19 protein-coding genes are annotated in these 22,494 nt (G+C 72.5%); 12 read left to right on the forward strand and 7 right to left on the reverse strand.

What is annotated here, in order from left to right; translation table 11 throughout:
• The first annotated feature begins 67 nt into the window (after positions 1 to 67).
• The 3 genes from abc-f (at position 68) to ACGFI1_RS25250 (ending at position 3,018) form a co-directional block, all read left to right on the forward strand.
• Positions 68 to 1,705 (forward strand): ribosomal protection-like ABC-F family protein, encoded by a 1,638-nt coding sequence (gene abc-f / locus ACGFI1_RS25240; RefSeq protein ID WP_392788438.1) that lies wholly within the window; start codon positions 68 to 70, stop codon positions 1,703 to 1,705.
• Between the two features lie 38 nt (positions 1,706 to 1,743).
• Positions 1,744 to 2,400: a CatB-related O-acetyltransferase gene (locus ACGFI1_RS25245; protein WP_392788440.1), complete on the forward strand. Its 657-nt coding sequence runs from the start codon at positions 1,744 to 1,746 to the stop codon at positions 2,398 to 2,400.
• Between the two features lie 246 nt (positions 2,401 to 2,646).
• A complete protein-coding gene (locus tag ACGFI1_RS25250; protein ID WP_392788441.1) occupies positions 2,647 to 3,018 on the forward strand; it encodes a hypothetical protein in 372 nt (123 codons plus the stop codon).
• Positions 3,019 to 3,032: 14 nt separating this feature from the next.
• Here ACGFI1_RS25250 and ACGFI1_RS25255 read toward each other — a convergent pair whose 3' ends face one another.
• On the reverse strand, positions 3,033 to 5,345 hold the full coding sequence (locus tag ACGFI1_RS25255) for a DEAD/DEAH box helicase (RefSeq protein ID WP_392788444.1): 2,313 nt from the start codon (positions 5,343 to 5,345) through the stop codon (positions 3,033 to 3,035).
• A 235-nt stretch (positions 5,346 to 5,580) separates the two neighbouring features.
• On the opposite strand from ACGFI1_RS25255, the gene ACGFI1_RS25260 reads away from it, so the two are divergent.
• The 4 genes from ACGFI1_RS25260 to ACGFI1_RS25275 all read left to right on the forward strand — a co-directional run bounded on the left by ACGFI1_RS25260 (position 5,581) and on the right by ACGFI1_RS25275 (position 10,558).
• Positions 5,581 to 5,934: an STAS domain-containing protein gene (locus ACGFI1_RS25260; RefSeq protein ID WP_021597910.1), complete on the forward strand. Its 354-nt coding sequence runs from the start codon at positions 5,581 to 5,583 to the stop codon at positions 5,932 to 5,934.
• An 18-nt stretch (positions 5,935 to 5,952) separates the two neighbouring features.
• On the forward strand, positions 5,953 to 6,393 hold the full coding sequence (locus tag ACGFI1_RS25265; protein WP_138642076.1) for an ATP-binding protein: 441 nt from the start codon (positions 5,953 to 5,955) through the stop codon (positions 6,391 to 6,393).
• Between the two features lie 868 nt (positions 6,394 to 7,261).
• Entirely contained in the window at positions 7,262 to 9,724 is a 2,463-nt protein-coding gene (locus ACGFI1_RS25270; protein WP_392788445.1) for a sodium-translocating pyrophosphatase, read from the forward strand.
• Positions 9,725 to 10,090: 366 nt separating this feature from the next.
• A complete protein-coding gene (locus tag ACGFI1_RS25275; protein WP_392788447.1) occupies positions 10,091 to 10,558 on the forward strand; it encodes a SixA phosphatase family protein in 468 nt (155 codons plus the stop codon).
• 2 nt (positions 10,559 to 10,560) lie between these two features.
• On the opposite strand, the gene ACGFI1_RS25280 is transcribed toward ACGFI1_RS25275, so the two are convergent.
• From ACGFI1_RS25280 to ACGFI1_RS25305, 6 genes are all read right to left on the reverse strand, one after another.
• Complete coding sequence (locus tag ACGFI1_RS25280; protein WP_392788449.1) at positions 10,561 to 12,810, reverse strand: FUSC family protein; 2,250 nt, start codon at positions 12,808 to 12,810, stop codon at positions 10,561 to 10,563.
• A 79-nt stretch (positions 12,811 to 12,889) separates the two neighbouring features.
• Positions 12,890 to 13,312, reverse strand: coding sequence for a hypothetical protein (locus ACGFI1_RS25285; protein WP_392788451.1), 423 nt, complete (start codon positions 13,310 to 13,312; stop codon positions 12,890 to 12,892).
• A 217-nt stretch (positions 13,313 to 13,529) separates the two neighbouring features.
• A complete protein-coding gene (gene serB / locus ACGFI1_RS25290; RefSeq protein WP_138639541.1) occupies positions 13,530 to 14,753 on the reverse strand; it encodes a phosphoserine phosphatase SerB in 1,224 nt (407 codons plus the stop codon).
• Between the two features lie 63 nt (positions 14,754 to 14,816).
• A complete protein-coding gene (locus tag ACGFI1_RS25295; protein ID WP_392788453.1) occupies positions 14,817 to 15,833 on the reverse strand; it encodes an S-adenosylmethionine:tRNA ribosyltransferase-isomerase in 1,017 nt (338 codons plus the stop codon).
• A complete protein-coding gene (locus ACGFI1_RS25300; protein ID WP_392788455.1) occupies positions 15,830 to 17,116 on the reverse strand; it encodes an MFS transporter in 1,287 nt (428 codons plus the stop codon). Before ACGFI1_RS25300 ends, ACGFI1_RS25295 begins: the two co-directional genes overlap by 4 nt.
• A gap of 83 nt (positions 17,117 to 17,199) precedes the next feature.
• A complete protein-coding gene (locus tag ACGFI1_RS25305) occupies positions 17,200 to 17,868 on the reverse strand; it encodes an SDR family NAD(P)-dependent oxidoreductase (protein WP_392788458.1) in 669 nt (222 codons plus the stop codon).
• A 223-nt stretch (positions 17,869 to 18,091) separates the two neighbouring features.
• Here ACGFI1_RS25305 and ACGFI1_RS25310 point away from each other — a divergent pair, with 223 nt between their 5' ends.
• The 5 genes from ACGFI1_RS25310 to ACGFI1_RS25330 all read left to right on the forward strand — a co-directional run bounded on the left by ACGFI1_RS25310 (position 18,092) and on the right by ACGFI1_RS25330 (position 22,341).
• Positions 18,092 to 19,231, forward strand: coding sequence for a GAF domain-containing sensor histidine kinase (locus ACGFI1_RS25310; RefSeq protein ID WP_392788461.1), 1,140 nt, complete (start codon positions 18,092 to 18,094; stop codon positions 19,229 to 19,231).
• Positions 19,231 to 19,923: a response regulator gene (locus ACGFI1_RS25315; RefSeq protein WP_386871921.1), complete on the forward strand. Its 693-nt coding sequence runs from the start codon at positions 19,231 to 19,233 to the stop codon at positions 19,921 to 19,923. Before ACGFI1_RS25310 ends, ACGFI1_RS25315 begins: the two co-directional genes overlap by 1 nt.
• Positions 19,924 to 19,959: 36 nt before the next feature.
• Positions 19,960 to 20,745, forward strand: a complete 786-nt coding sequence (locus ACGFI1_RS25320; RefSeq protein WP_138639535.1) for a PP2C family protein-serine/threonine phosphatase — start codon at positions 19,960 to 19,962, stop codon at positions 20,743 to 20,745.
• A gap of 368 nt (positions 20,746 to 21,113) precedes the next feature.
• Positions 21,114 to 21,563: a DUF2752 domain-containing protein gene (locus ACGFI1_RS25325; RefSeq protein ID WP_240808288.1), complete on the forward strand. Its 450-nt coding sequence runs from the start codon at positions 21,114 to 21,116 to the stop codon at positions 21,561 to 21,563.
• A gap of 88 nt (positions 21,564 to 21,651) precedes the next feature.
• Positions 21,652 to 22,341 carry an RDD family protein gene (locus ACGFI1_RS25330; protein WP_138639534.1) on the forward strand — a complete coding sequence of 230 codons (690 nt, stop codon included), beginning with the start codon at positions 21,652 to 21,654 and terminating at the stop codon, positions 22,339 to 22,341.
• Positions 22,342 to 22,494 lie beyond the last annotated feature (153 nt).

Below are 22,494 nucleotides of genomic sequence, written 5' to 3' on the forward strand. Positions count from 1 at the left end.
GCATCAGTTGTCGTATTAGTGGAGTCGTCGGTGCTCATCCGAAGCGTTCGCCCCGTCCCGTCCCCGAATGCTTTGGAGTGCACGCTTGCCCGTACAGATCACCGCGCTCGCCGTCGGCAAGTCCTTTGACGGCAGGGTCGTCCTCGACTCGGTGACCTGCTCGCTCGCCGCCGGCGGGCGCACCGGGATCATCGGCGAGAACGGCTCCGGCAAGACCACCTTGCTGCGGCTGCTCGCCGGACGTGAACGCCCCGATCGGGGTGAGGTCGTCGTCCAGGCCGACGGCGGCGTCGGCTACCTCGCCCAGGACGAGCGGCTGCCGCCAGACCAGACCGTCCAGCAGGTCATCGACCGGGCGCTGAGCGATCTCCGGCAGGTCGAGCGGCGGATGCGCCGCCTGGAGGCGGCGATGGCCGCCGGCGACGAGTCGGGGCTGGCCGAGTACGGCGAGCTGCTGACCGTCTTCGAGCTGCGCGGCGGCTACGACGCCGATGCCCGCGTGGAGCGTGCGCTGCACGGGCTCGGTCTCGGGCTGGTGAGGCGCGACCGTACTGCGGGAAGCCTGTCCGGTGGCGAGCAGATCCGGTTGCGGCTGGCAGCCCTTCTCGCGTCCGCGCCTGAGGTGCTCCTGTTGGACGAGCCGACCAACCATCTCGACGAGAGCGCGCTGGGCTGGCTGGAGGAGCACCTGCGGACCCGGCGGGGGACGACGGTCGCGGTGTCGCATGACCGGACCTTCCTCGAACGCGTCGCCACCGACCTGTTGGAGGTGGACGCCGACCGGCGCCGTGTCGTGCGGTACGGGAACGGCTACGCCGGCTACCTCGCGGAGAAGGCCGCGGCGCGGCAGCGCTGGGCGCAGGAGCACGAGAGGTGGCGGGCCGATGTCGACCGGCTCCGGGAGACCGCGGCGACCACGGCCCGGCAGGTGGCTCCCGGCCGTCCGATGAAGGACGGCAACAAGATGGCCTACGACCGGGCGGGCGGCCGCGTGCAGCAGTCCCTGGCCAGCCGGGTGCGGAACGCCGAGGAACGGCTGCGCCGCCTCCTCGCCGATCCGGTTCCGGCCCCGCCGGAGCCGCTGCGCTTCACTCCTGTGCTGGGGGCTCGTTCGCTGCGGGGCGCCGTGCTGGAGGCGGACGGTGTTGCCGTCGCCGGTCGGCTGGACTGCATGAGCCTCACCGTTTCTGCGGGCGAGCATCTGCTGGTCACGGGGCCGAACGGCGTGGGTAAGAGCACCCTGCTCCGCGTCCTGGCGGGTGAGCTTGAACCGGATGCGGGACGTGTCACCCGGCGCGGTCGGATCGGCTACCTGCCGCAGGAACCGGGATTCGAGGACGCGGACGAGTCAGTGCTGGCCGCCTTCGCCCGCGGACGCAAGGGCGAGCCCGACGAGCATGCCGAACTGCTGCTCTCGCTCGGCCTGTTCGACGCCGACCGGCTCGCGGTGCCGGTCGGCCGGCTGTCGACCGGCGGGCGCCAGCGGCTCGCGCTGGCGCGGCTGCTCAGTGAGCCGGCGGACGTCCTGCTGCTCGACGAGCCCACCAACCACCTGTCGCCCGCCCTCGTCGAGGAGCTGGAGACGGCTCTGACCGGGTACGACGGCGCCGTCGTCATCGTCAGCCATGATCGCCGGTTGAGCCGGCGCTGGTGGGGCGCCCGGCTGGCCGTGCGGGCGGATCGGACGTCCAGCGCCCGGGCCTGACGTCTCCCCGCATACCTATCGAGAAAGGACGATCCTTCATGCCGTCTGTCCCCGCCGACCCGACCGTGGTGCATCCGATGCCCGGCCAGCCGCGCGTGGTGCTGCTGAAGCCGCTGATCACCTCGCCGCTGATCGAGGTCGGAGAGTTCTCCTACTACGACGATCCGGACGATCCGACGGCGTTCGAGACCCGCAACGTCCTGTACCACTACGGGCCGGAGAAGCTCGTCATCGGGCGGTTCTGCGCGCTCGGCGAGGGCGTGCGGTTCATCATGAACGGCGCCAACCACCGGATGGACGGCCCGTCGACGTTCCCCTTCCCGATCATGGGCGGTTCCTGGGCCGAGCACATGGACCTGATCAGCGGCCTGCCCGGACGCGGCGACACGGTGCTCGGCAACGACGTCTGGCTCGGCTACCGCGCCATGGTGATGCCCGGTGTCCGTATCGGGCATGGCGCGATCATCGCCTCCGGGGCCGTGGTGGTGGACGACGTCCCCGACTACGGCATCGTCGGCGGCAACCCGGCGAGGCTTCTGCGCCGCCGCTACAGCGAGGACGACATTCAGCGGCTCCTGGCCCTGGCCTGGTGGGACTGGCCGCTCCAGCACATCACCGAGCACATCCGCACGATCATGGCCGGTGGCATCGACGAGCTGGAGCGCGCGGCGCCGACCGGGTGGGGAGGCTGCTGATCGGAGGTCTTTTGCCCGGTCATTGGGCGTTTTGAGCCTGCCTGGGGCGCTGTGACGACGGGGGCGGAGCGCGGTGGCGGGACGTGGGGCGGGCGGGACGCCCGCTGATCAGGTGGGCTGGCGGGGCGTATGGGCAGGGTCTAGGCTGCCTTGCCAGTCGGATCGCCCGGATCGTCCGGCAATGCGTCCCTGTCGTCCGAGACCTCGGCCCTGTCCCCGCCGGGCCTGATGGAGAGGAGACCCCGCATGATCATTCTGGGGCTGATCGTCGCGCTCGCCGCCGCCGCGGCCAGTGTCGCCGTCGTGCTGGACAACACCGGTGATGCCCGGTTGGCAGTGTTCGGCGACGAGATTCCCGGGATCACGCAGCAGTGGCACATCTTCATGGCCGGCGCCGTGGTCGCGATCGTGTTCATGGCCGGGATGATGGTCGCGACGCTGGGCTTCCGGCGGGCGATGAACGTGCGGCGGGAGCTGCGCGACCTGCGGGACGAGCACGAGGAGTCCCTGCAGACGCTCGAACTCGAGCGCCGGAAGCTGCAGCAGGCGCTCGCCCAGGCGCGCCGCGGCATGGACGACCAGCCGCCGGTCCCGGCCCAGCGCGTCGCGCCGAACTGAGGCCCGGCGCAGGGCTACTCGGAGGCTCCGGACAGGAGGACGTCGAGCAGGGTGATCGCGCCGTGCTTGTCCAAGGGGTCGTTGCCGTTGCCGCACTTCGGTGACTGGATGCAGGACGGGCAGCCCGAGTCGCATTCGCAGGACGCGATCGCGTCGCGCGTGGCGCGCAGCCAGGAGGCGGCGTCCCCGTAGCCGCGTTCGGCGAATCCCGCACCGCCCTCATGGCCGTCGTACACGAAGACGGTAAGGAGCTCTGTGTCGGGGTGGACGGCCGTGGACACGCCCCCGATGTCCCAGCGGTCGCACGTGGCGAACAGTGGAAGCAGGCCGATCGAGGCATGTTCGGCGGCGTGGGCAGAGCCCGCCAGGTCGAGGTCGTCGTCCAGGGCGGAAACCTGCGTCTCCGAGAGCGTCCACCAGACGGCGCGGGTGCGGAGGGTGCGAGGCGGTAGGTCCAGAGGCTTCTCGCCGAGCATCTCACCCGTTTGCAGACGGCGCATCTGGTAGGCGACCACCTGACGGGTGACTTCGACGGTTCCGAAGTTGAGCGTGGCCTCGCCCCAGGAGGTCGAGCGCAGCCGTTCGACGATGCTGATGTCGGTGACATCGCGGGCGGTCGTCGAATAGTCGGGGTCGGCCGCCTCTACGAGCGCGACAGAGTCGTCTAGGTCCAGGGTCTGGACGATGTAGGACTCGCCCTGATGAATGTAGACCGCGCCTTCATGGACGGTGGTGTGCGCCGAAGCCTCGTCCACGGTGCCGAGTAGGCGACCCGTTGCCAGCTCCACCACCTGGATGGGTGCGCCGCCGGCTCCGCGGATGTCGGCCAGGTCGGCGGCCTTGTCGCGGCGCGTCCAGTACCAGCCGGCGGGGCGGCGCCGGAGGAAGCCCCGGCGGACGAGGTTGGGCAGCAGGTCGGCGGTCGCCGGGCCGAACAGCGGGAGGTCGTCCTCGGTGAGCGGCATCTCGGACGCGGCGGAGCAGAGGTGCGGTTCCAGGACGTACGGGTTGTCCGGGTCGAGGACGGTCGCCTCGACCGGCGTCCCGAAGATCGCCTCGGGATGGTGGACGAGGAACGTGTCGAGCGGGTCGTCCCGGGCGACGAGGACGGAGAGGGCGGCCTGCCCGGATCGTCCGGCACGTCCGGCCTGCTGCCAGAGGGACGCGCGGGTGCCCGGCCAGCCGCAGACGAGGACGGCGTCGAGCCCGGAGACGTCCACACCGAGCTCCAGCGCGTTCGTGCTGGCCAAGCCGATGATCGAGCGCGAGCGGAGGGCGGCCTCCAGAGCACGTCGTTCCTCAGGCAGATAACCCGCGCGGTAGGCGGCGACCTGGTCGGCCAAGTCTGGGCTTACCTCGTGCAGCGCGCGCTTGGCGCTGAGCGCCACCGACTCTGCCCCGCGCCTAGAGCGGACGAACGCGAGCGTCTGAACACCCTCGACAACAAGGTCGGCCAGAAGGTCACCTGCCTCGGCCGTGGCGGTACGCCGGACGGGCGCACCGCGCTCACCGCGAAGCTCCGTCAACGGCGGTTCCCATAGCGCGAACGTCGCGGGGCCGCGCGGCGAGGCATCGTCGTCTACCGCGACCACGTCCACCCCAGTGAGACGGGACGCGGCCAACGCCGGCGATGACGTCGTCGCCGACGCGAGTATGAACGTGGGGGACGCGTGATACCGCTTGCATATCCGGCGTAGACGACGCAACACCTGCGCGACGTGCGACCCGAAGACGCCGCGGTAGCCATGGGCCTCGTCGATGACCACGTACTTGAGGCGCCGCAGGAAGGACGACCAGCGTGCGTGCCCCGGCAGGATCGACCGGTGCAGCATGTCGGGGTTGGTCAGCACGTAGTTCGCGTGCTGGCGGACCCACGTCCGCTCGTCCTGCGGGGTGTCACCGTCGTAGGTCGCCGCGCGCACACGCGTGAGGTGCAGGGAGCGGAGCGCGCGGAGCTGGTCGGCGGCGAGGGCCTTGGTGGGAGACAGGTAGAGGACGGTCCCCTCCCGGCGCGGATTCTCCTCTCCCGCATAGATGGCATCGATGCAGGGCAGCAGGTAGGCGAGGGATTTCCCGGACGCGGTCCCTGTGGCGATGATCACAGAGCGTCCGGCGTGGGCGTGCTCGGCGGCGGCGGCCTGGTGCTCCCAGGGCGCCTCGATGCCCGCCGCGGCGAGCCGCTCCACCAGGAGCGGCGGCGCCCAGGCCGGCCACCCGGCCCGGCGGCCCTGACGTGCGGGAACGCTCTCTACATGGGTGATGCGGTCGCGCCGCGAAGGGTCCGCGAGGAGCCGGTCGAGGGGAGTTGAAGATCTTTGGACGCCCATCAGGTTTTCAGTTTGCCAGCCTGGGCAGAACTACGGGAACGCCCCGGCGCCGGTATGCCCGTCCCCCCGACCTGGCCGGTAGATCAGCAGGTCAGACGGGATGGCGCGAACTTTCGCCCGAGTGGGCGATTACGTGCGTGTACGACGCCGGAGCGTGGTTGAATCACGGCGAAGTCTCGATGGCCGGCCACCGGGCATCGAGATCGGATAGTGCTGCACGGCGCGTGGAGGATCTGTGGACCTGAAGGTGAACGACTACACCACCGACGATGGCCTCACCGTCATCAACGTGGAGGGCGAGATCGACGTCTACACGGCGCCGAAGCTTCGCGAGAAGCTCATCGACCTGGTCAACAAGGGCAAGTTCCACCTGCTCGTGGACATGGAGAAGGTGGAGTTCCTCGACTCCACCGGGCTCGGCGTCCTCGTGGGCGGGCTGAAGCGCGTCCGCGCTCACGACGGCTCGCTGGAACTGGTCTGCACCCAGGAGCGCATCCTCAAGATCTTCCGGATCACGGGGCTGACCAAGGTCTTCGGCATCCACGACTCGATCGCCGAGGCCGAGGAGAAGCGCAAGGGCGCCAAGTAGGCGGCCCGCGGCTCGAAGATGTCGACCGTTGAACTGTCCTTCAGCGCGCTGCCCGTCCATGTGCGGACCGCCCGCCTGATCGTGACCGCCGTGGCCCGCCGCAGTGGCGTCGCCGAGCCGCTGCTGGACGAGGTCAGGCTCGCGGTCGGCGAGGCGTGCTCGCGCGCCGTGGAGGCGCATCGCCGGCACTGCCCGGACGAGCCCGTCCGCCTCGAACTGAACGGCGCCGACCGCCGTTTCGAGGTGACCGTCAGCGACACCGTCCCCGGCGACGACACGCCGGGCGACCTCTCGGCGGCACTGGACGAGGGCGAGTTCGATTCCGGCTGGGGCGAGGGCACCGCCGAGCTGGGCCTGGCGGTCATCGCCGGCCTCGCCGACGACGTGGAGATCGCCGCCACGCCCAAGGGAGTCCAGATCCGGATGAGCTGGCCGGCCGAGGCCGAGGCGACCATCTAGAAGCACGCGCGCCTCCACTGACGACCCAAGGCCCCGCCACCCCCCGGCGGGGCCTCAGTCGTCCCCACCCACCTCACCCCGGTGACCCCTCGGCCCGCCCGCCGGGGCCGCCAAGGCTCCTCCCCACCGCTCTTCTGCACCGGTACGCACTCACTCGCGCCTGCCACTCGCTCTCGTCCGCGGCCGCCCAGGTGCCCCACCCGGCCGTTCAGCCGCCGCGCGGCAGCGCGACCTTCACGACCGGTCTGACCGCGACGTCGTTGACCTCCCGTCTGGGACGCCCACCGCACGCTCCCCATCACTGACTAGAGCCCGCCCTTCACCCACGCACACGCTCTCTCTTGCCACCGCTGCGCGTGGTCGGTGGGGGTGGGGCGTGTTCGTTGCTGGGTTGGTGCTGTTCTCGTCTAGTGGGGGCTGTTGGCCGGTTGTGGATTTGGGGGTGGTGGGGCTGGTGTTGCGAGGGTTGTGAGATTCTCTTGTAGTTGATCTCGGTTCGGCCGATTTGGGTCTGGACATATTCCGTGTTAATGCCTAGCTTGAATGGGACGCCGGACGTCGGGCCGGTGCGTCCAATGTCGTATGCCCCCGTCAGGGTGACGGTGAGGTAAGGGACGGTTAACCCCGGTTGACCTGGGGTGATGGCGGCTGGGCGGGCGTATGGGTCAAATCCCGGCGTATTGCTCGTTGCATTTCGGCGACATCTCTGTGAAGGGCCGTGCGGCCTTAACATTCGACTTGCGCGTGCGTAGACTCCCGGCACCCGCGTTGCCGTGCGAGGTGTTCGAAATCATGACTCGCGGGGTACGCGGTAAAGATCGTCTTCTTTGTGACGATCGAGTCGCAACGCCCCTGTCGAGGAGGACGGATGTCCGGGTTTTCCCTGTCAAGCCCGGCCAGCGCAGAAGTGGATCTCGGCGGCGGCGACCTCTCCCTGGTCGTCGTCGTCGCCGTGATCGCGCTGCTCGCACTGGCCGTCGCCGCGGGTCTCGTCCGCGATGTCCTGGCCGCGGGCCAGGGCACCGCCAAGATGCAAGAGATCGCGCGGGCCGTACAGGTGGGCGCCAGTGCCTACCTGAAACGCCAGTTCCGAACGGTCGCGGTCTTCGTCGTACTGATCCCGCTCGTTCTGCTGCTGCTTCCCGCCGACTCGACGAGCGAGCGGATCGGCCGGTCGATCTTCTTCGTCATCGGCGCGCTGTTCTCCGCCGTCACCGGGTTCACCGGCATGTGGCTCGCGGTGCGCGGCAACGTCCGGGTCGCCGCCGCCGCCCGCGAGGCGGACGGCGAGAAGACCGCGATGCGGATCGCGTTCCGCACCGGCGGCGTCGCCGGCATGTTCACCGTGGGCCTCGGCCTGTTCGGCGCGGCGGTCGTCGTCCTCGCCTACCAGGGCGACGCGCCGAAGGTGCTGGAGGGCTTCGGCTTCGGCGCCGCGCTGCTCGCCATGTTCATGCGCGTCGGCGGCGGCATCTTCACCAAGGCCGCCGACGTCGGCGCCGACCTCGTCGGCAAGGTCGAGCAGGGCATCCCGGAGGACGACCCGCGCAACGCCGCGACGATCGCCGACAACGTGGGCGACAACGTCGGCGACTGTGCCGGGATGGCCGCCGACCTGTTCGAGTCGTACGCGGTGACGCTGGTCGCCGCGCTCATCCTCGGCACCGCGGCGTTCGGCACCGAGGGCCTGGTGTTCCCGCTGATCGTCCCGATGATCGGGGTGGTCACCGCGGTGATCGGCATCTTCGCGGTGGCGCCCCGCGCCGGGGACCGCTCCGGCATGTCGGCGATCAACCGCGGGTTCTTCATCTCGGCGGGCATCTCGGCGGTGCTCGTGGCGATCGCCGCGTTCGTGTACCTGCCGTCGTCGTTCGCCGACCTGAAGGGCGTCGCGGACGAGTCGATCCGCGGGCTGGACGCCGACCCGCGCTGGGTCGCGCTCGGCTCGGTGATCATCGGCATCGTGCTGGCGAGCATCATCCAGCTGCTCACCGGCTACTTCACCGAGACCAACCGCAAGCCGGTCAAGGAGGTCACCGACAGCGCCCGGACGGGCCCGGCGACCGTCATCCTGTCCGGCATCTCGCTCGGCCTGGAGTCGGCCGTCTACACCGCGCTCGTCATCGGCGGCGCCGTGTACGGGGCGTTCCTGCTCGGCTTCGGCAACACCACCGTCGCGCTGTTCGCGGTGGCGATGGCCGGCACCGGGCTTCTGACCACGGTCGGCGTCATCGTCTCGATGGACACCTTCGGGCCGGTGTCGGACAACGCCCAGGGCATCGCGGAGATGTCCGGGGACGTGCAGGGCGAGGCCGCGTCCGTCCTGGAGCGGCTGGACGCCGTCGGCAACACCACCAAGGCGATCACCAAGGGCATCGCGATCGCGACGGCGGTGCTCGCCGCGACCGCGCTGTTCGGCTCGTTCCGGACGACGGTGATCGCGGCGCTCAGCGACGCGTCCAGCAGCGCGAAGGACGCGATCGGCGCCGAGTTCCTCGACTTCAACCTGTCGATCGCGAGCCCGAACGTGCTGATCGGGCTGATCGTCGGCGCGGCCGTGGTGTTCCTGTTCTCCGGCGTGGCGATCATGGCGGTGGGCCGGGCGGCCGGCCGGGTCGTGGTGGAGGTGCGCGAGCAGTTCCGCACCAAGCCCGGGATCATGGACTACACCGAGAAGCCCGACTACGACCGGGTCGTGGACATCTGCACCCGGGACGCGCAGCGCGAACTGGCCACCCCCGGGCTGCTGGCGATCATGGCGCCGATCGCGGTCGGCTTCGCGCTCGGGTACGCGCCGCTCGGCGCGTTCCTCGGCGGCGCCATCGCCGCGGGCGTGCTGATGGCGGTGTTCCTCGCCAACTCCGGCGGCGCCTGGGACAACGCCAAGAAGCTCGTCGAGGAGGGCCACCTCGGCGGCAAGGGCAGCGAGGCGCACGAGGCGACGATCATCGGCGACACGGTCGGCGACCCGTTCAAGGACACCGCCGGTCCCGCGATCAACCCGCTGATCAAGGTGATGAACCTGGTCGCGCTGCTGATCGCGGACGCGGTGGTGACCTACGCGGGCAACACCGCGCTGCGCGTCGGCGTGACGGTGCTGTCCGTCGGGGTCGTCGTCGCGGCGATCGTGATCTCCAAGCGGCGCGCCGACCCGATCGCCGAGGCGGCCCCCGGGGGCGGCTCGCCGGTCGAGGGCGGGACGTCCGGCAAGGCGTCCGTGGACGGCGGCAAGGCCGAGGCCGTCGAGGAGGCCGCTCCCGAGGAGGCGGCCGTCGGCGCCGACTCCAACGGCGCCGCGACCTCCGAGGAGGAGTCCGCGAAGAACGGCTAGACGCATCACCCTGGAAGGGCCGGCGGCGCAGCCACCGCCGGCCCTTCCGCATGTCCGGGGGAGAAAGCGTCCCAGAACCTGGAGGGGGCCTCCCGGCTCGGAGCGCCCGTGTTCGCTGGTCACCGGCTCGGGCGGGGGCGGGTTCGGAGCATGGGTGGGCGGCCGTACGCTTGAGGGGGAGGGCCGGACGTCTCCGGCCCCGGACGGGACCATCGGGAGGCGCTGTGACGAGCGGCGGCGGCAAGCCGGCGATGTCGGGGCCCAAGGGGTTCGCCCTCGTGATCTGCGGGATGCTCGGCATCCTTCTCGTGCTGTGGGGGCTGGCGGCGCTCGCCGCGCCGTGACCGCCCGCCTAGTGTTGCGGTCATGCCCACGCTCATCGTGCTCCGGCACGCGAAGGCCGTCGCCGGGTTCGGCACGGCCGACATCGACCGCGTCCTCAACGACCGCGGGCGCCGCGACGCCGCGGCGGCCGGGGAGTGGCTGCGCGCGAACGGACTCGTCCCCGGCCGGGTGCTCTGCTCGCCGGCGGCCCGCACGCGGGAGACGCTCGACCTGCTGGCGGTGGACGCGCCGGCGGACTACGAGCCGGTGATCTACGCCAACGACCCGGACGAGCTGCTCGGCCTCGTCGCCGAGGCCCCGGAGGACGCCGGGACGCTGCTGCTGGTCGGGCACAACCCGTCCGTGCACCAGTTCGTCCACGACCTGACCGGGGAGTCGCCGGCCACGTTCCCCACCTGCGCGCTCGCGGTGATCGACCTGCCGGGCGCGTGGAGCGAGGTGCGGCCCGGCCTCGGGACGCTCCGCACCGTCCGCACGCCGAAGGACTGACCTCAGGGGCGGGGCGCCGCGGCGATGAGAGACGACTCGACGACCGTCCCGGCGTCCCGGCGCAGCGACCTGATCGTGTAGCGGGTGCCCGACACCTGCAGCAGCGCCTGCCGGAGCGGGGTGACCTCGTCGCGGTCGATGCCCGCCTTGATCTCGGCGCGGCGCCGCCGGGTGAGCGTGGACAGGTGCGAGTCGAGGTCGGCGAGCTCCTCGCCCAGCTCCTCGACCGGCGGGACGTGCTTCGGGTCGAGCTCCTCCGGCTCCTCCAGCAGCACGGCGGTCTCCTCGAACTCGTCGGCGAGCCGGTCGAGGATCTCGGGGACGGGCCCGGTGTCGACGGCCTTCTCCCGGGACAGCCGCGCGACGGCGATGAGGTGGTCGCGGGTGCGGTGCGCGGCGTCCACGGCGGTCCGCAGTTCGTTGATCAGCTCGGTGTCGGGCAGCCGCTCGTGGCCGAGCCGGGTGCGGGTCTCGGCGACGGCCTCCGCCGCCCGCTCCGCCGCGACGATCGTGTCGTGCGGTAGCCGGACCTGCTCGCCCGCGAGGACGTCCGCCGTCGCCCGGACGAGGTCGGCGTGGGTGCGCAGCAGCCGGTTCAGCTGCGTGGGCAGTCGCTCCAGGTGCCCGGCGGGCCACAGCAGCCGGACGGCGAGGTACGACAGCGCGGTCCCGGCGATGGTCAGCGCGATCCGCTCCCCCGCGGTGGCCCAGCCGGCGGGGGTGGAGAAGTCGAGCAGCATCATCGCGAGCGGCGTGCCGAACAGCGCCCAGTAGGCGAAGTTCACCGACCGCATCGCGAATCCGGCCATCGCGAACGCGAAGGCGATCACGGCGACGGTGAGCTGCCCCGGCGCCAGGGTGAGGATGACCGCGGCGACGGCGGACCCGGCCGCGGTGCCGCCGACGCGCTGCACGAGCCGGTCGACGGTCTCGCCGTAGGTGGCGCGCAGGCTCAGCATCGCGGTGATCGTCAGCCAGTGCCCGTGCGAGAGGCCGAGCGCGGCGGCCAGCGCCATCGACACGACCGCCGTGACGAACACACGCGCCACCTGCCGGAACGCCGGGGACCGGGTGCGGACGGCGTGCCCCATCCGGTCCCACGCCGGCAGCGGGTCGAGGCCGCCGGGCAGGTGCGGCGGCGCGAACCCGATCCGCAGGCCGCTCGCGACGATCCGGCGGGTCGAGGCGACCTCGCCCGCGATGCGGTCGATGGAGCGGCGCACCTGGCCGATCAGCGCGACCGCGACGAGGTCCTCGTCGCCGGCGAGCCCGGCGCGCCGGATCTGCTCGGCCGCCCGCCCCATCCGCCGGACGGCCGCGGACTCCTCCCGGCCGAGCGGCGCCTCGCCCGCCGTCGCGACGGCCCCGGCGAGCAGCCGCAGCCGCGCGGCGAGCGCGGAGATCGCGGTCTGCGTCTCCAGCTGCCACTCGCGGTCCGGCGGATAGTTCTTCGCCGCCTCCAGGACGGCCTGCAGTGTCACCGTCTCGTGGAGGACGCGGCCGAGCGCGTCGATGAGCCGTTCGGGACGGGTGGGGTCGCTGCGGCCGCGTCCCGTCCGGTAGAGGCGGTAGGTCGCGCGGGCCTCGGTGAGCGACTCGGACGCGGCCCGCCGCTTGGCCTCCCAGTCGGGGATCCGGGTGACGGCGCGCAGGTCCGGGTTGGTGATCTCGACGGCGTCGAGCGGTCCGGCGTCGTGCGGGGCGACGTCCTCGGCGACCGCGTCGAGCGCCTCGGCGACGGCGTCGGCGCACTCGCTGAGCGAGGCGCGCAGCGGGCGCAGCCGCCGCGCGGGCCACGGTGCGAGCAGCAGCCCGGCGGTGAACAGGCCGCCGATCAGCTCCAGCAGCCCGATGTCGATCACGTCGGCGGACGGCGGCCGGACGGCGCTGAGCAGTACCGCCAGCCCGGCCGTGGACCCGATCCGCGGCACCGCGACGCCGAGCGCGATCAGCGGCGGCACCACGATCACGGTCGGCCACAGGTGCCCGCTGAGCAGCCCGCCGACCGCGGCCCCGACCGCGACGACCAGCACCCCGACGGTGAGGCTGCGGGCCTGCGCCCCGTAGGGCCCCTCAGGCGCCCGCAGCGCCACCAGGTACGCGCCGAGCGCGATCATGGAGCCCTGCGCGGCGTGCCCGGTCAGCGCCCCGGCGATCAGCGGCACCGCCACCGCGACGGCCGCGGCGACCCCGTACATGGGCGTCGCCTGCCCGTTCGCCTGAACGTACGCCTCCCGCGCACGCTGCAGCACCGCCGGTCCCTCCGCCTTCACTTGCTCGCCCGCGGAGAGCCCTCTCCCCACGCCTCACCCGTACCCCGATGATCACTGCCTAAAGGCCCGGATCGGCCGGGCGGTCGCGGCCGTCCCAGGCGGCGAGCACGTCCGCGAGGACGGACAGCTGCTCCAGGTCCCCGGGGATGAGGGTGTCGAGGGACGTCGGCGGGAGGGTGTTGCGGTCCATGCCCGCCTGCCGGCGCAGGCCCGGGACGAGGGGTTCGAACGCGTCGCCCAGTTCGCGGGCGGCCTCGGTGAGCCAGGGGCCCGCGCCGTGCTCCAGGAGCCGGCGGGCGACGGCGTCGACCAGTGGACCGCTCTCCCCGGTGATCTCCCTGATCGCGAGGGCGGCCGGGTAGTGGAACGTGACGTCGTCGTCCATCGCGCGCAGGGCGGGCACGAGGGCGGCGGCCTCCGCGCCGAGCCGTCCGGCGAGCCGGGCGGCTCGGATCGCGGGCGCGCGGCCGTCCGCCAGCACCGCCTCGGCGGTGCGCAGCGCGGTGGCGGTGTCGCCGGTGAGGTCCAGGACGATCTCGGCCGCGCCGATCCGCCGCTCGCAGCCGTCGAAGTCCGCCGTGTCGGTCGCGGCGAGTTCCCGCAGGGCGGGCAGGAGGTCGTCCAGCGGGAGCCCGTGCGTCCAGGCGAGGCGCGCCGCGAGGACGGTCTCGCCGGCGGCCCCTGGCGGGGCGGCGGGCCTACGCGGCGGGGTTCGGGCGGTCGGCCGCGGCGTCGGCGGCGTCGGCCGCCTCGACCTCCTCGCGGGAGATGCCGAGGAGGAAGACGATCGTGTCGAGGTAGGGGACGTTGACGGCGGTGTCGGCGGCCTCGCGGACGACCGGCTTGGCGTTGTAGGCGATGCCGAGGCCCGCGGCCTGGAGCATGTCGAGGTCGTTGGCGCCGTCGCCGATCGCGACCGTCTGGCTGATCGGGATGCCGGCCTCGCGGGCGAAGCGCTCCAGCGCGGTGGCCTTGCCCGCGCGGTCGATGACGCGGCCGGTGACGCGGCCGGTGAGCTTGCCGTCGACGATCTCCAGCGTGTTCGCGGCGGAGTAGTCGATGCCGAGGTCGTCGACGAGGGCGTCGGTGACCTGGGTGAAGCCGCCGGAGACGATCGCGAACTTGTAGTCGAGGCGCTTCAGCGTGCGGACCATGGTGCGGGCGCCGGCGGCGAGCCGAAGCTTCTCGCGGACGTCGTCGATGGCGGCGGCGTCGAGCCCGGCGAGCAGCGCCACGCGCTCGCGGAGGGACCCCTCGAAGTCGAGTTCGCCGCGCATCGCGGCCTCGGTGACCTTGGCGACCTCGTCGAGGCAGCCGGCGTGCTCGGCGAGCAGCTCGATGACCTCGCCCTGGATGAGGGTGGAGTCGACGTCCATGACGATCAGCCGCTTGGCGCGCCGGCTCAGCCCGCTCTGCTGGACGGCGACGTCGACCTGCTGCTCGGCGGCCTCGGCGGTGAGGGCGGCGCGGAGCGCGTCCGGGTCGGCGCCGGAGACGTCCATCTCGATGCAGGTGACGGGGGTCTGGGCGAGCCGCTCGATGCGGTCGATGTTGGCGCCGTGCGCGGAGATCCGCCCGGAGATCCCGGCCATGGCGGCGGGCTTCAGCGGGGCGCCGAGGACGGTGACGTGCAGCCGCCCGGTGCGCTTCGGCATCCGCCGGTTGCGGCCCGTGGAGAGTTCGATCTCCATGTCGAGGTCGTTCGCGACGTGCTCGGCGGCGTTCCAGACGCGGCCGATGTCGGCGCCCTCGCTGTAGGCGAGCAGGACCCCGAGGACGAGCCGGCCGCGGATGACGACCTGCTCCACGTCGGCGACCGTGAGCGGGAAGTCGGCGAGCGTCCGGAACAGGCGCGAGGTCACGCCGGGGCGGTCGCGTCCGGTGAGTGTGATGAGGAGCGTGCGCTGTGCTGACCCGTCCATAACTGTTTTCACGGTACCGGCCCTGACGTGGGGGGCGTGCGGCAGGTCCGGCATGCGAGACGGCTACATGATCAGGTTGAGGTCGCCGAACTCGTGCCACAGGTACCGCTCGGCCAGGGCCGCCGCGTAGGTGGTGGCCAGCAGGTCGCGGCCCGCGATGGCGGTGAGCATCTGCAGGTGCGACGACGCGGGCTCGTGCAGGCCGGTGAGGAGGCCGTCCACGGCTCGGACGCCGCCCTCCGGCGTCACGAGGTGCTCGGTCCACCCGGAGGACGGGCGGACGCGTCCCGAGGCGTCCACGGCCGTCTCCAGGGCGCGGACGGCGGTCGTGCCGACGGCGATCACCCGCCGGCCCCGCGCGCGGACGTGCTCGACCAGCGCCGCGGTCGGCTCCGGGACGCGGTAGCGCTCGGCGTACGGCGGCTCGTGCGCCTCGGGGGACGCGACGCCGGTGTGCAGCGTGATCGGGGCGATCAGGACGCCGCGCGAGACCAGCTCCGTCACCAGTTCGGGCGTGAACGGGCGGCCCGCGCTCGGCATCTCGGCGCTGCCGGTCGTCCGGTCGTGGGCGAACGCGGTCTGGTAGGCGGCGGCCGGCCAGTCGCGGCGGACGTACCCGTACCTGATCGGCGTCCCGTGGCGCCGCAGGTAGGGCACGACGTCGGTGCTGAGCCGTGCCCGCCACAGCCGGCGGGTGTGCCGCTCGACGAGGGTGAGGGTGGCGCCGCCGGGCAGCGGGATCCACTCGCCGGGGCAGCCGCCGGCGTAGGGGCGGCTGGCCTTCCCGGCGAGGCGGCGCAGCTCGACGAGCCACAGCCGGTCGTCGCCGCCGGGCACCGGGGTGGAGAAGTGCACGCTGATCCGGTCGAGCCGGACGGCGGCGGGCAGCGTCGCCGAGGTGTTCACGACGAGCAGGTCGCCGGGGTCGAGCAGCGCCGGCAGGTCGCGGAACGCGTGGTGGGAGACCGCGCCGGACGCGCGCCGCGACACCAGGAGGCGGACGCCGTCCCGGGTCCGGCCGCGCGCCTCCGGCGGCTCGTGGGCTTCGAGGGCGGGCGGCAGGGTGAAGTCGACGGTCATTTCGAGACCTCCAGCCGGAGAGCGGCGACGACCCCGAGGAGGGCGATCGCGGCGAACAGCACGCCGGCGACGGCGAGCCCGGTGCCGAGCCGGTCGACGCCGAAGCCGGTGACGAGCGCGCCCGCGGCGCCGACCACGAGGGAGGAGCCGAGGGTGTCGCTGATCTGGAGCGCGGACGAGTTGACGCCCTGCTCGTCCTCCGGGGACAGGGCGAGGAGCAGGACGGACAGGCTGCCGATCGCGAAGCCCATCCCGGCGCCGCCGACGATCCACGCGGGGGCGGCGAGCCAGCCGGACAGCTGCAGCGCGACGGCGGCGAGGACGATCCCGGCGGTGACGAGCACGGCGCCGAGGAGGGCGTAGAACTCGCGGGGGCGCCGCGAGCGGCCCTGGATCTGCGCCGCGGCCGACCAGCCGAGCGCGCCGACCGTGAGGACGATGCCCGCCTGCGTCGGGCTGAAGTGGTGCAGCTTCGTCAGCGCCAGCGGGATGAACACGTCGGTGCCGACGAACGCGCCCGCCAGCAGGCCCCGGACGAGGACGACGCTGGGCAGGCCGCGGCGCAGCCGGAGCGTCCCGGCGGGCAGCAGCCGGGGGAGGCCGTACGCGAGCCCGGCGAGGCCCGCCACGGCGGCGGGGAGCATCACCCAGCCCGCGCCGTCGAGGCCGTACAGGAGGACGCCGGCGCCGCCCGCCACGGCCACGGCGGCGACGTACCGCCCCTTGCTCGCCCCTGCGCCGGCCCCAGAGGCGGCGTCCACCGGCTTGATGCGGCGGATCACGGGCACCAGCAGCAGCGCGGGCGGGATCACCAGCGGGATCAGCCCGAGGAACACCCACCGCCAGCCGGCGTGCTCGGCCACCGCGCCGCCGACCGCCGGGCCGATCAGCGACGGCAGCACCCACGCCGCCGACAGCGCCGCGAACACCCGCGGCCGCAGCGCCTCCGGGTACACGCGGGCGATCACCACGTAGATCGCGACGAGCGAGACGCCGGTGCCGAGGCCCTGCACCGCGCGGCCGGCGACGAAGACGCCCATGGTCGGCGCCGCGCCCGCGACCACGAGCCCGACGACGAACGTGCTCAGCCCGATCATGAGCGGCCGCGCCGGGCCGGACCGGTCCACCCAGCCGCCCGCCAGGACCGTGGACAGCAGGCTGCTGATCAGCGTCGCGCTGAACCCCCACGCGTACAGCGCCAGGCCGTCCAGGTCGGACGCGACCACCGGCATGACGGTGCCGACGGCCATGCTCTCGAACGCCAGCAGCGTGACGACCAGCACGATCCCGAACGTCGGACCACGAAAACCTGCAGAAAGGACACTTCGCCCCGAATCAGCCACGCGATCATGGTCCAGGACGGCCGTCATCGCTCGCTCACCAGGTCGGAGGCGCGGTACCTGCCGCTCGGGCGGCGGTCGGCGATCAGCCGGTGCAGGGCGGCGGCGGCCTCGGCGGGCGGGGGCGCGGCGTCCGCGTCCTCGCCGGCCGCGCGCAGCATGTCCGTGTTCATCTCGCCGGGGTCCGCCCACCACACGGCCACGTCGGGCTCCTCGGCCGCGAGGACGTTCGACAGCTGCTCCAGCGCCGCTTTGGACGTCCCGTAGCCGCCCCACGTCCCGTAGCCCTCCACGGCCGCGTCCGACGTGATGTTGAGGATCGCGCCGCGCCGCCCCCGCAGGCTCGGCAGGACCTCCTGGATCAGGGCGAGCGGCGCCAGCACGTTCGTCGCGAGCGTGTCCGCGAGGTCGGCCACCGGCAGCGCGTCCAGCCGGGGCATTGGCGTGGGCCCGAGGGTGCTCGCGTTGTTGACGAGCAGGTCGAGCCCGCCGGACACGGCCTGGACGAGGACGGCCCGGTGCGCGGGGTCGGCGACGTCCCCGGCGATGCCGGTCGCGCCCGTCTCCGCGGCGGCGGCCGCCAGCGCGACGGGGTCGCGGCCGTCGATGACGAGCGTCCAGCCGTCCCGCGCCAGCTCGGCGGCGAGCGCCCGCCCGAGGCCCCGGGAGCCTCCTGTGATCAGTGCCGTCTTCATGTCACCGACGCTAGGAATCCGGGGCGTCCGGCGGCATCGGCCGCCGGTTCCCCGGCGGCTCGTCTGATGGTCGTAGGACCCGGGTCCCGCTCCGGCGGCGGGGATACTCGTCCAGGCTGATTCGGGAAGACCCGCCCAGAGAGTACGGTCTTCAGCAGTGAGCACCGCGGGGAGCTCATCCGGGCCGCTCGCGAGGGGCGGCCCGGGAGGACGAGAGGCCGGGATGCAGACCGACGACGGGTGCCGCGGCGACCAGGGCGCGACCCTGCACGCCGTCAGCTCCGCCGTGCTCGCGGTGACCCGGCACCTGTCCGTGCACGAGGTGCTGCAGGTCATCGTGCGGGCGGCGGCGCAGCTGCTGGACGCCCGCTACGCGGCGCTCGGCGTGCCCGACGACGAGGGGTCGTTCGCCGAGTTCGTCGTCGAGGGCGTGTCGGAGGAGGAGTGGGAGCGGATCGGCCCGCTGCCCCGCCAGCACGGCATGCTCGCCGCGATGCTGAAGGGCGACGTGCCGAAGCGGCTCGGCGACATCCGCCGGGAGCCGGAGTTCGAGGGCTGGCCGGTCGCGCACCCTGTCCTGAAGGACTTCCTGGGCGTGCCGATACGCGACGGCGAGGACGTGCTCGGCATCGTCTTCCTGGCCAACAAGCGCACCCCGGGCGGCTTCACCGAGGGCGACGAGGAACTCCTCACCCTGTTCGCCGCGCACGCCGCGATCGCGATGGCGAACGCCCGCCTCTACGAGCACAACCGCGAGCTGACCGTCGTCGCGGAGCGCAACCGGCTGGCCCGCGAGCTGCACGACGCCGTCGCGCAGAAGCTGTTCTCGCTGCGGCTGACGGCGCGCACGGCGTCCGCGCTGGCCGAGCGCGACCCGGCGCGGACCGTCCAGGAGCTCGCGCAGGTCGAGCGGCTCGCCGCCGAGGCCCTCGCCGAGCTGCGCGCCGTGATCTTCGAGCTGCGCCCCGCCGACCTCGCGGACGGCCTGGTCGCGTCGCTGCGCAAGCACGTCGAGGTCCTCGACCGGGCGCACGAGGCCGAGGTGCTCTTCTCCGCCGACGAGGCCGTCGTCCTGCCGGAGGAGCACGAGGCCGTCGCGTTCCGCATCACCCAGGAGGCGCTCTACAACGCGCTGCGACACGCCCGCGCGAGCACGGTGGAGGTACGGCTCGCCACGGCGGACGGCCAGGCCGTGCTGGAGGTCGCCGACGACGGGACCGGTTTCGACGCGTCCGACACCGAGCCCCAGGGCGGGCTGGGGCTCGCCTCCATGCGCGCCAGGGCGCACTCCATCGGCGGTGAGCTCACGATCGACGCCGTGCCCGGCCGGGGCACGACCGTCCGGCTGGAGGTGGCGCTGTGATGGCGGAGCCGGGTGTCATCAAGGTGCTCATCGCCGACGACCATCCGGTCGTCCGGCAGGGGCTGCGCACGTTCCTCGGCATCCAGGACGACATCGAGGTCGTCGGCGAGGCCGAGGACGGCGCGTCGGCCGTGACACTGGCCGAATCGCTGGAGCCCGATATCGTGCTCATGGACCTCAAGATGCCGGGCGCCGACGGTCTGGCCGCGCTGACGGAGCTGCGGGCTCGTGGGGTGAAGGCACGGGTCCTGGTCCTCACCAGCGTCACGGAGCGGGGCCACGTGCTGCCGGCCGTGCAGGCGGGTGCGGCCGGGTACCTGTACAAGGACGTCGACCCGCAGGCGCTCGTCCAGGCGATCCGGGCGGTCAACGACGGGCACGTCCTGTTCGCGCCGGACGCGGCCGAGGCGATGCTGCGGGACGGGACGGCGGAGCGGGACGACGACCGCGGCATGGCCGCGCTGACCGAACGGGAACGGGAGGTGCTCGTGCACATCGCGCGGGGCAGGTCCAACCGGGAGATCGCGCGCGCGCTCGTGGTGTCCGAGAAGACGGTCAAGACGCACGTCAGTAATCTGCTCATGAAACTGGGAGTCCAGGATCGGACGCAGGCGGCGCTGTACGCGGTCCGGCACGGTGTCGGATCGTCCGGCTCCGCCGGGGAAACCGGGGAATCCACTGTCCGCTACTGATACAACTCCTCTGACAGGATCGTCATCGAAATTGGTATGAACGTAGCAATCAGGTACGCAGCAGGCAGCGACATCGGGTGCAACCGCGAGAACAACGAGGACTCGGGGTACGCCGGTGCGTGGTTGATCGCGGTCGCGGACGGCATGGGCGGGTATGCGGGCGGCGAGGTCGCGAGCTCGACCGTCATCGGCTCACTGCGCTCGCTGGACACCGCTGCCCCCAAGGACGATCTTGTTGACATGCTGGGCCGCGCGGTGGCCGAGGCCAACGAGAAGCTCCGCATCGTCCGCGAGGAACGTCCCGACCTCAGCCGGATGGGCACCACGCTCACCGCGATGCTCTGGTCCGGGGAGTCCGTGGCACTGGCGCACGTCGGCGACTCGCGCGGCTATCTGCTCCGCGACGGCGAGCTGTTCCAGATGACCCAGGACCACACGATGGACGAGCTGCTGAAGGCGGAGGCGGAGCAGGCCGGCCAGCAGGCCGACCCCGCCGAGACGTCGCGGCTCTCCCACGTGCTGTACCGGGTGCTGGACGGCCGGGAGGACCGCGAGCCCGACCTGCGCCTGCGCGAGGCCCGGCTCGGCGACCGGTACCTGCTGTGCTCGGACGGCCTGAGCGGCCCGGTCGACGCGCAGGCGATCTACGAGGTCGTGTCGGCGGAGGCCGATCCGCAGCGCGCCGTCGACCGGCTGATCGAGCTGGCCCGCGACAACGGCGGCCCCGACAACATCACCGCGGTCATCGCCGACGTCGTCGAGGCCGAGCACCTGCCCGCCCCCGGCGGTCCGCTTGTGGTCGGCGCCGCCGCGCAGAGCTGACGCCCCCGGGGCCTCGCGTCGCACCGGGGCCCTCACCGCACGTCGGGTTCTCACCGCACGTCGGGTCCTCCCCGTACGTGGCATCGTGATCTCGGTACGTGGCACCGTGAACTCGGCCGGCGCGTTCCGCGCGCGTTCCTCTCGCGCCCCTGCTTTCCCCCACGCGTGCGCCGCCGACGATTCATGAAACTCTTAGCAAGAAAGAGTGCCCACGTACCTGCCCATTTGTCTTACTCTTACCCCTGGGGTGGAGTCGCCGTGCACTCCGTAACGGTCCTGTCGCGGATCGTTGCCCGCACTTGACCTGCCTCCGGGTGCACCCGATATACGGGTGCACTCACCTGTATGTCATCGAGGCGGAGGATTCGTTGGGGGGAGCGCCCGGGGCGGCGGCCACCGGTGCACCGCAAGGTGCGCTCGGCGGGATCGTCAGCCGGACCCTCACCGCAGCGCGGCACGGCCCCCTGGGGACGGCGCTGCGCGTTGCGGCGATGGCCGTCGCGGCCATCGGCGCGTCATGGATCCACCGCGTCAACGACCCCGGCGTGCTCTGTCCCCTACGGGCGCTCACCGGAATCCCGTGTCCCATGTGCGGGGGCACGACCGTGTTCATCGAGCTCGGCTCGGGCCGTCCGGTCCAGGCCGTCCTCGCGAACCCGGTCGCCCTGACCGGCGCGATCGCCGTCGCCGCCGCACCGCTGGGCCTGGGACGACGGTGGTGGGCACTCCAGCCGAAGACCCGTGCCTGGATGCTCGGCACCGCCCTCGTGGGGTCGGAGCTGTGGCAGCTCGTCCGGTTGGACGTCCTGCGGGTTTGAGCCGAAGTCGAACCTCGGCCAGACTTGCGGAGCCCACCGGGTCCGGCGGGCGTCACATAACCACAGGGTCAATCAAAAAGGAGCAAGTGTGGGTAACCCCTACGACCCGTACGGTCAGCAGCCGGGCTACGGGCAGCAACAGCCCGGGTACGGCCAGCAGCCCCCGGCCCAGCCCGGCTACGGCCAGCCCCCGGCGCAGCCCGGTTACGGCCAGCCGCCCGCGCAGCCGGGCTACGGCCAGCCCCCGGCGCAGCCCGGATACGGCCAGCAGCCCCCCGCGCAGCCGGGTTACGGCCAGCAGCCTCCCGCCCAGCCGGGCTACCAGGAGGTCCACCACCACCACTACGGCTCGACCGGCCAGCTGGCCGAGTGGGGCTCGCGTGCCGGTGGCTACATCATCGACTACCTGATCTTCGCCGGTCCGGTCTTCGTCCTCTACCTGCTCAGCATGCTGCTGACCAGCTCCGGCAGCGGCGGCGCCGCGGTGCTCGGCCTGCTGTTCATGCTGGTCGGCATGGCGCTGTCCATCGCGGGCGGCCTGTGGATCTGCTACCAGGAGGGCACCACCGGCCAGTCCATCGGCAAGCGCCAGATGGGCATCCGCCTGGTGAGCGCGCAGACCGGCCAGCCCATCGGCTTCGGCATGGCGTTCGTCCGCAAGATCGCCCACATCGCCGACAGCTTCCTGTGCTACATCGGCTTCCTCTGGCCGCTGTGGGACGACCGCAAGCAGACCTTCGCCGACAAGATCTGCAACACGATCGTCGTTCGGGCCTGACATTGTGGGGGGCGACCCCCCACGCCCCCCGGCTTGCGGGGGTTGAGGGTGTCTTCCGCTCTGTGTGTGTGGGGGGGCGACCCCCCACGCCCCCCGGCTTGCGGGGGTTGAGGGTGTCTTCCGCTCCGCTGGAGCTTCGCGGAAGACACCCTC

Source organism: Actinomadura geliboluensis (assembly GCF_043197915.1).
GTDB classification, from domain to species: domain Bacteria; phylum Actinomycetota; class Actinomycetes; order Streptosporangiales; family Streptosporangiaceae; genus Spirillospora; species Spirillospora geliboluensis.

Bases quoted from the DNA above. Each gene is read 5' to 3' on its own strand.
- abc-f (WP_392788438.1), top strand. From the start codon at position 68: ATGCTTTGGAGTGCACGCTTGCCCGTACAGATCACCGCGCTCGCCGTC.
- ACGFI1_RS25245 (WP_392788440.1), top strand. From the start codon at position 1,744: ATGCCGTCTGTCCCCGCCGACCCGACCGTGGTGCATCCGATGCCCGGC.
- ACGFI1_RS25250 (WP_392788441.1), top strand. From the start codon at position 2,647: ATGATCATTCTGGGGCTGATCGTCGCGCTCGCCGCCGCCGCGGCCAGT.
- ACGFI1_RS25255 (WP_392788444.1), bottom strand. From the start codon at position 5,345: ATGGGCGTCCAAAGATCTTCAACTCCCCTCGACCGGCTCCTCGCGGAC.
- ACGFI1_RS25265 (WP_138642076.1), top strand. From the start codon at position 5,953: ATGTCGACCGTTGAACTGTCCTTCAGCGCGCTGCCCGTCCATGTGCGG.
- ACGFI1_RS25270 (WP_392788445.1), top strand. From the start codon at position 7,262: ATGTCCGGGTTTTCCCTGTCAAGCCCGGCCAGCGCAGAAGTGGATCTC.
- ACGFI1_RS25275 (WP_392788447.1), top strand. From the start codon at position 10,091: ATGCCCACGCTCATCGTGCTCCGGCACGCGAAGGCCGTCGCCGGGTTC.
- serB (WP_138639541.1), bottom strand. From the start codon at position 14,753: ATGGACGGGTCAGCACAGCGCACGCTCCTCATCACACTCACCGGACGC.
- ACGFI1_RS25295 (WP_392788453.1), bottom strand. From the start codon at position 15,833: ATGACCGTCGACTTCACCCTGCCGCCCGCCCTCGAAGCCCACGAGCCG.
- ACGFI1_RS25305 (WP_392788458.1), bottom strand. From the start codon at position 17,868: ATGAAGACGGCACTGATCACAGGAGGCTCCCGGGGCCTCGGGCGGGCG.
- ACGFI1_RS25310 (WP_392788461.1), top strand. From the start codon at position 18,092: ATGCAGACCGACGACGGGTGCCGCGGCGACCAGGGCGCGACCCTGCAC.
- ACGFI1_RS25315 (WP_386871921.1), top strand. From the start codon at position 19,231: ATGGCGGAGCCGGGTGTCATCAAGGTGCTCATCGCCGACGACCATCCG.
- ACGFI1_RS25320 (WP_138639535.1), top strand. From the start codon at position 19,960: ATGAACGTAGCAATCAGGTACGCAGCAGGCAGCGACATCGGGTGCAAC.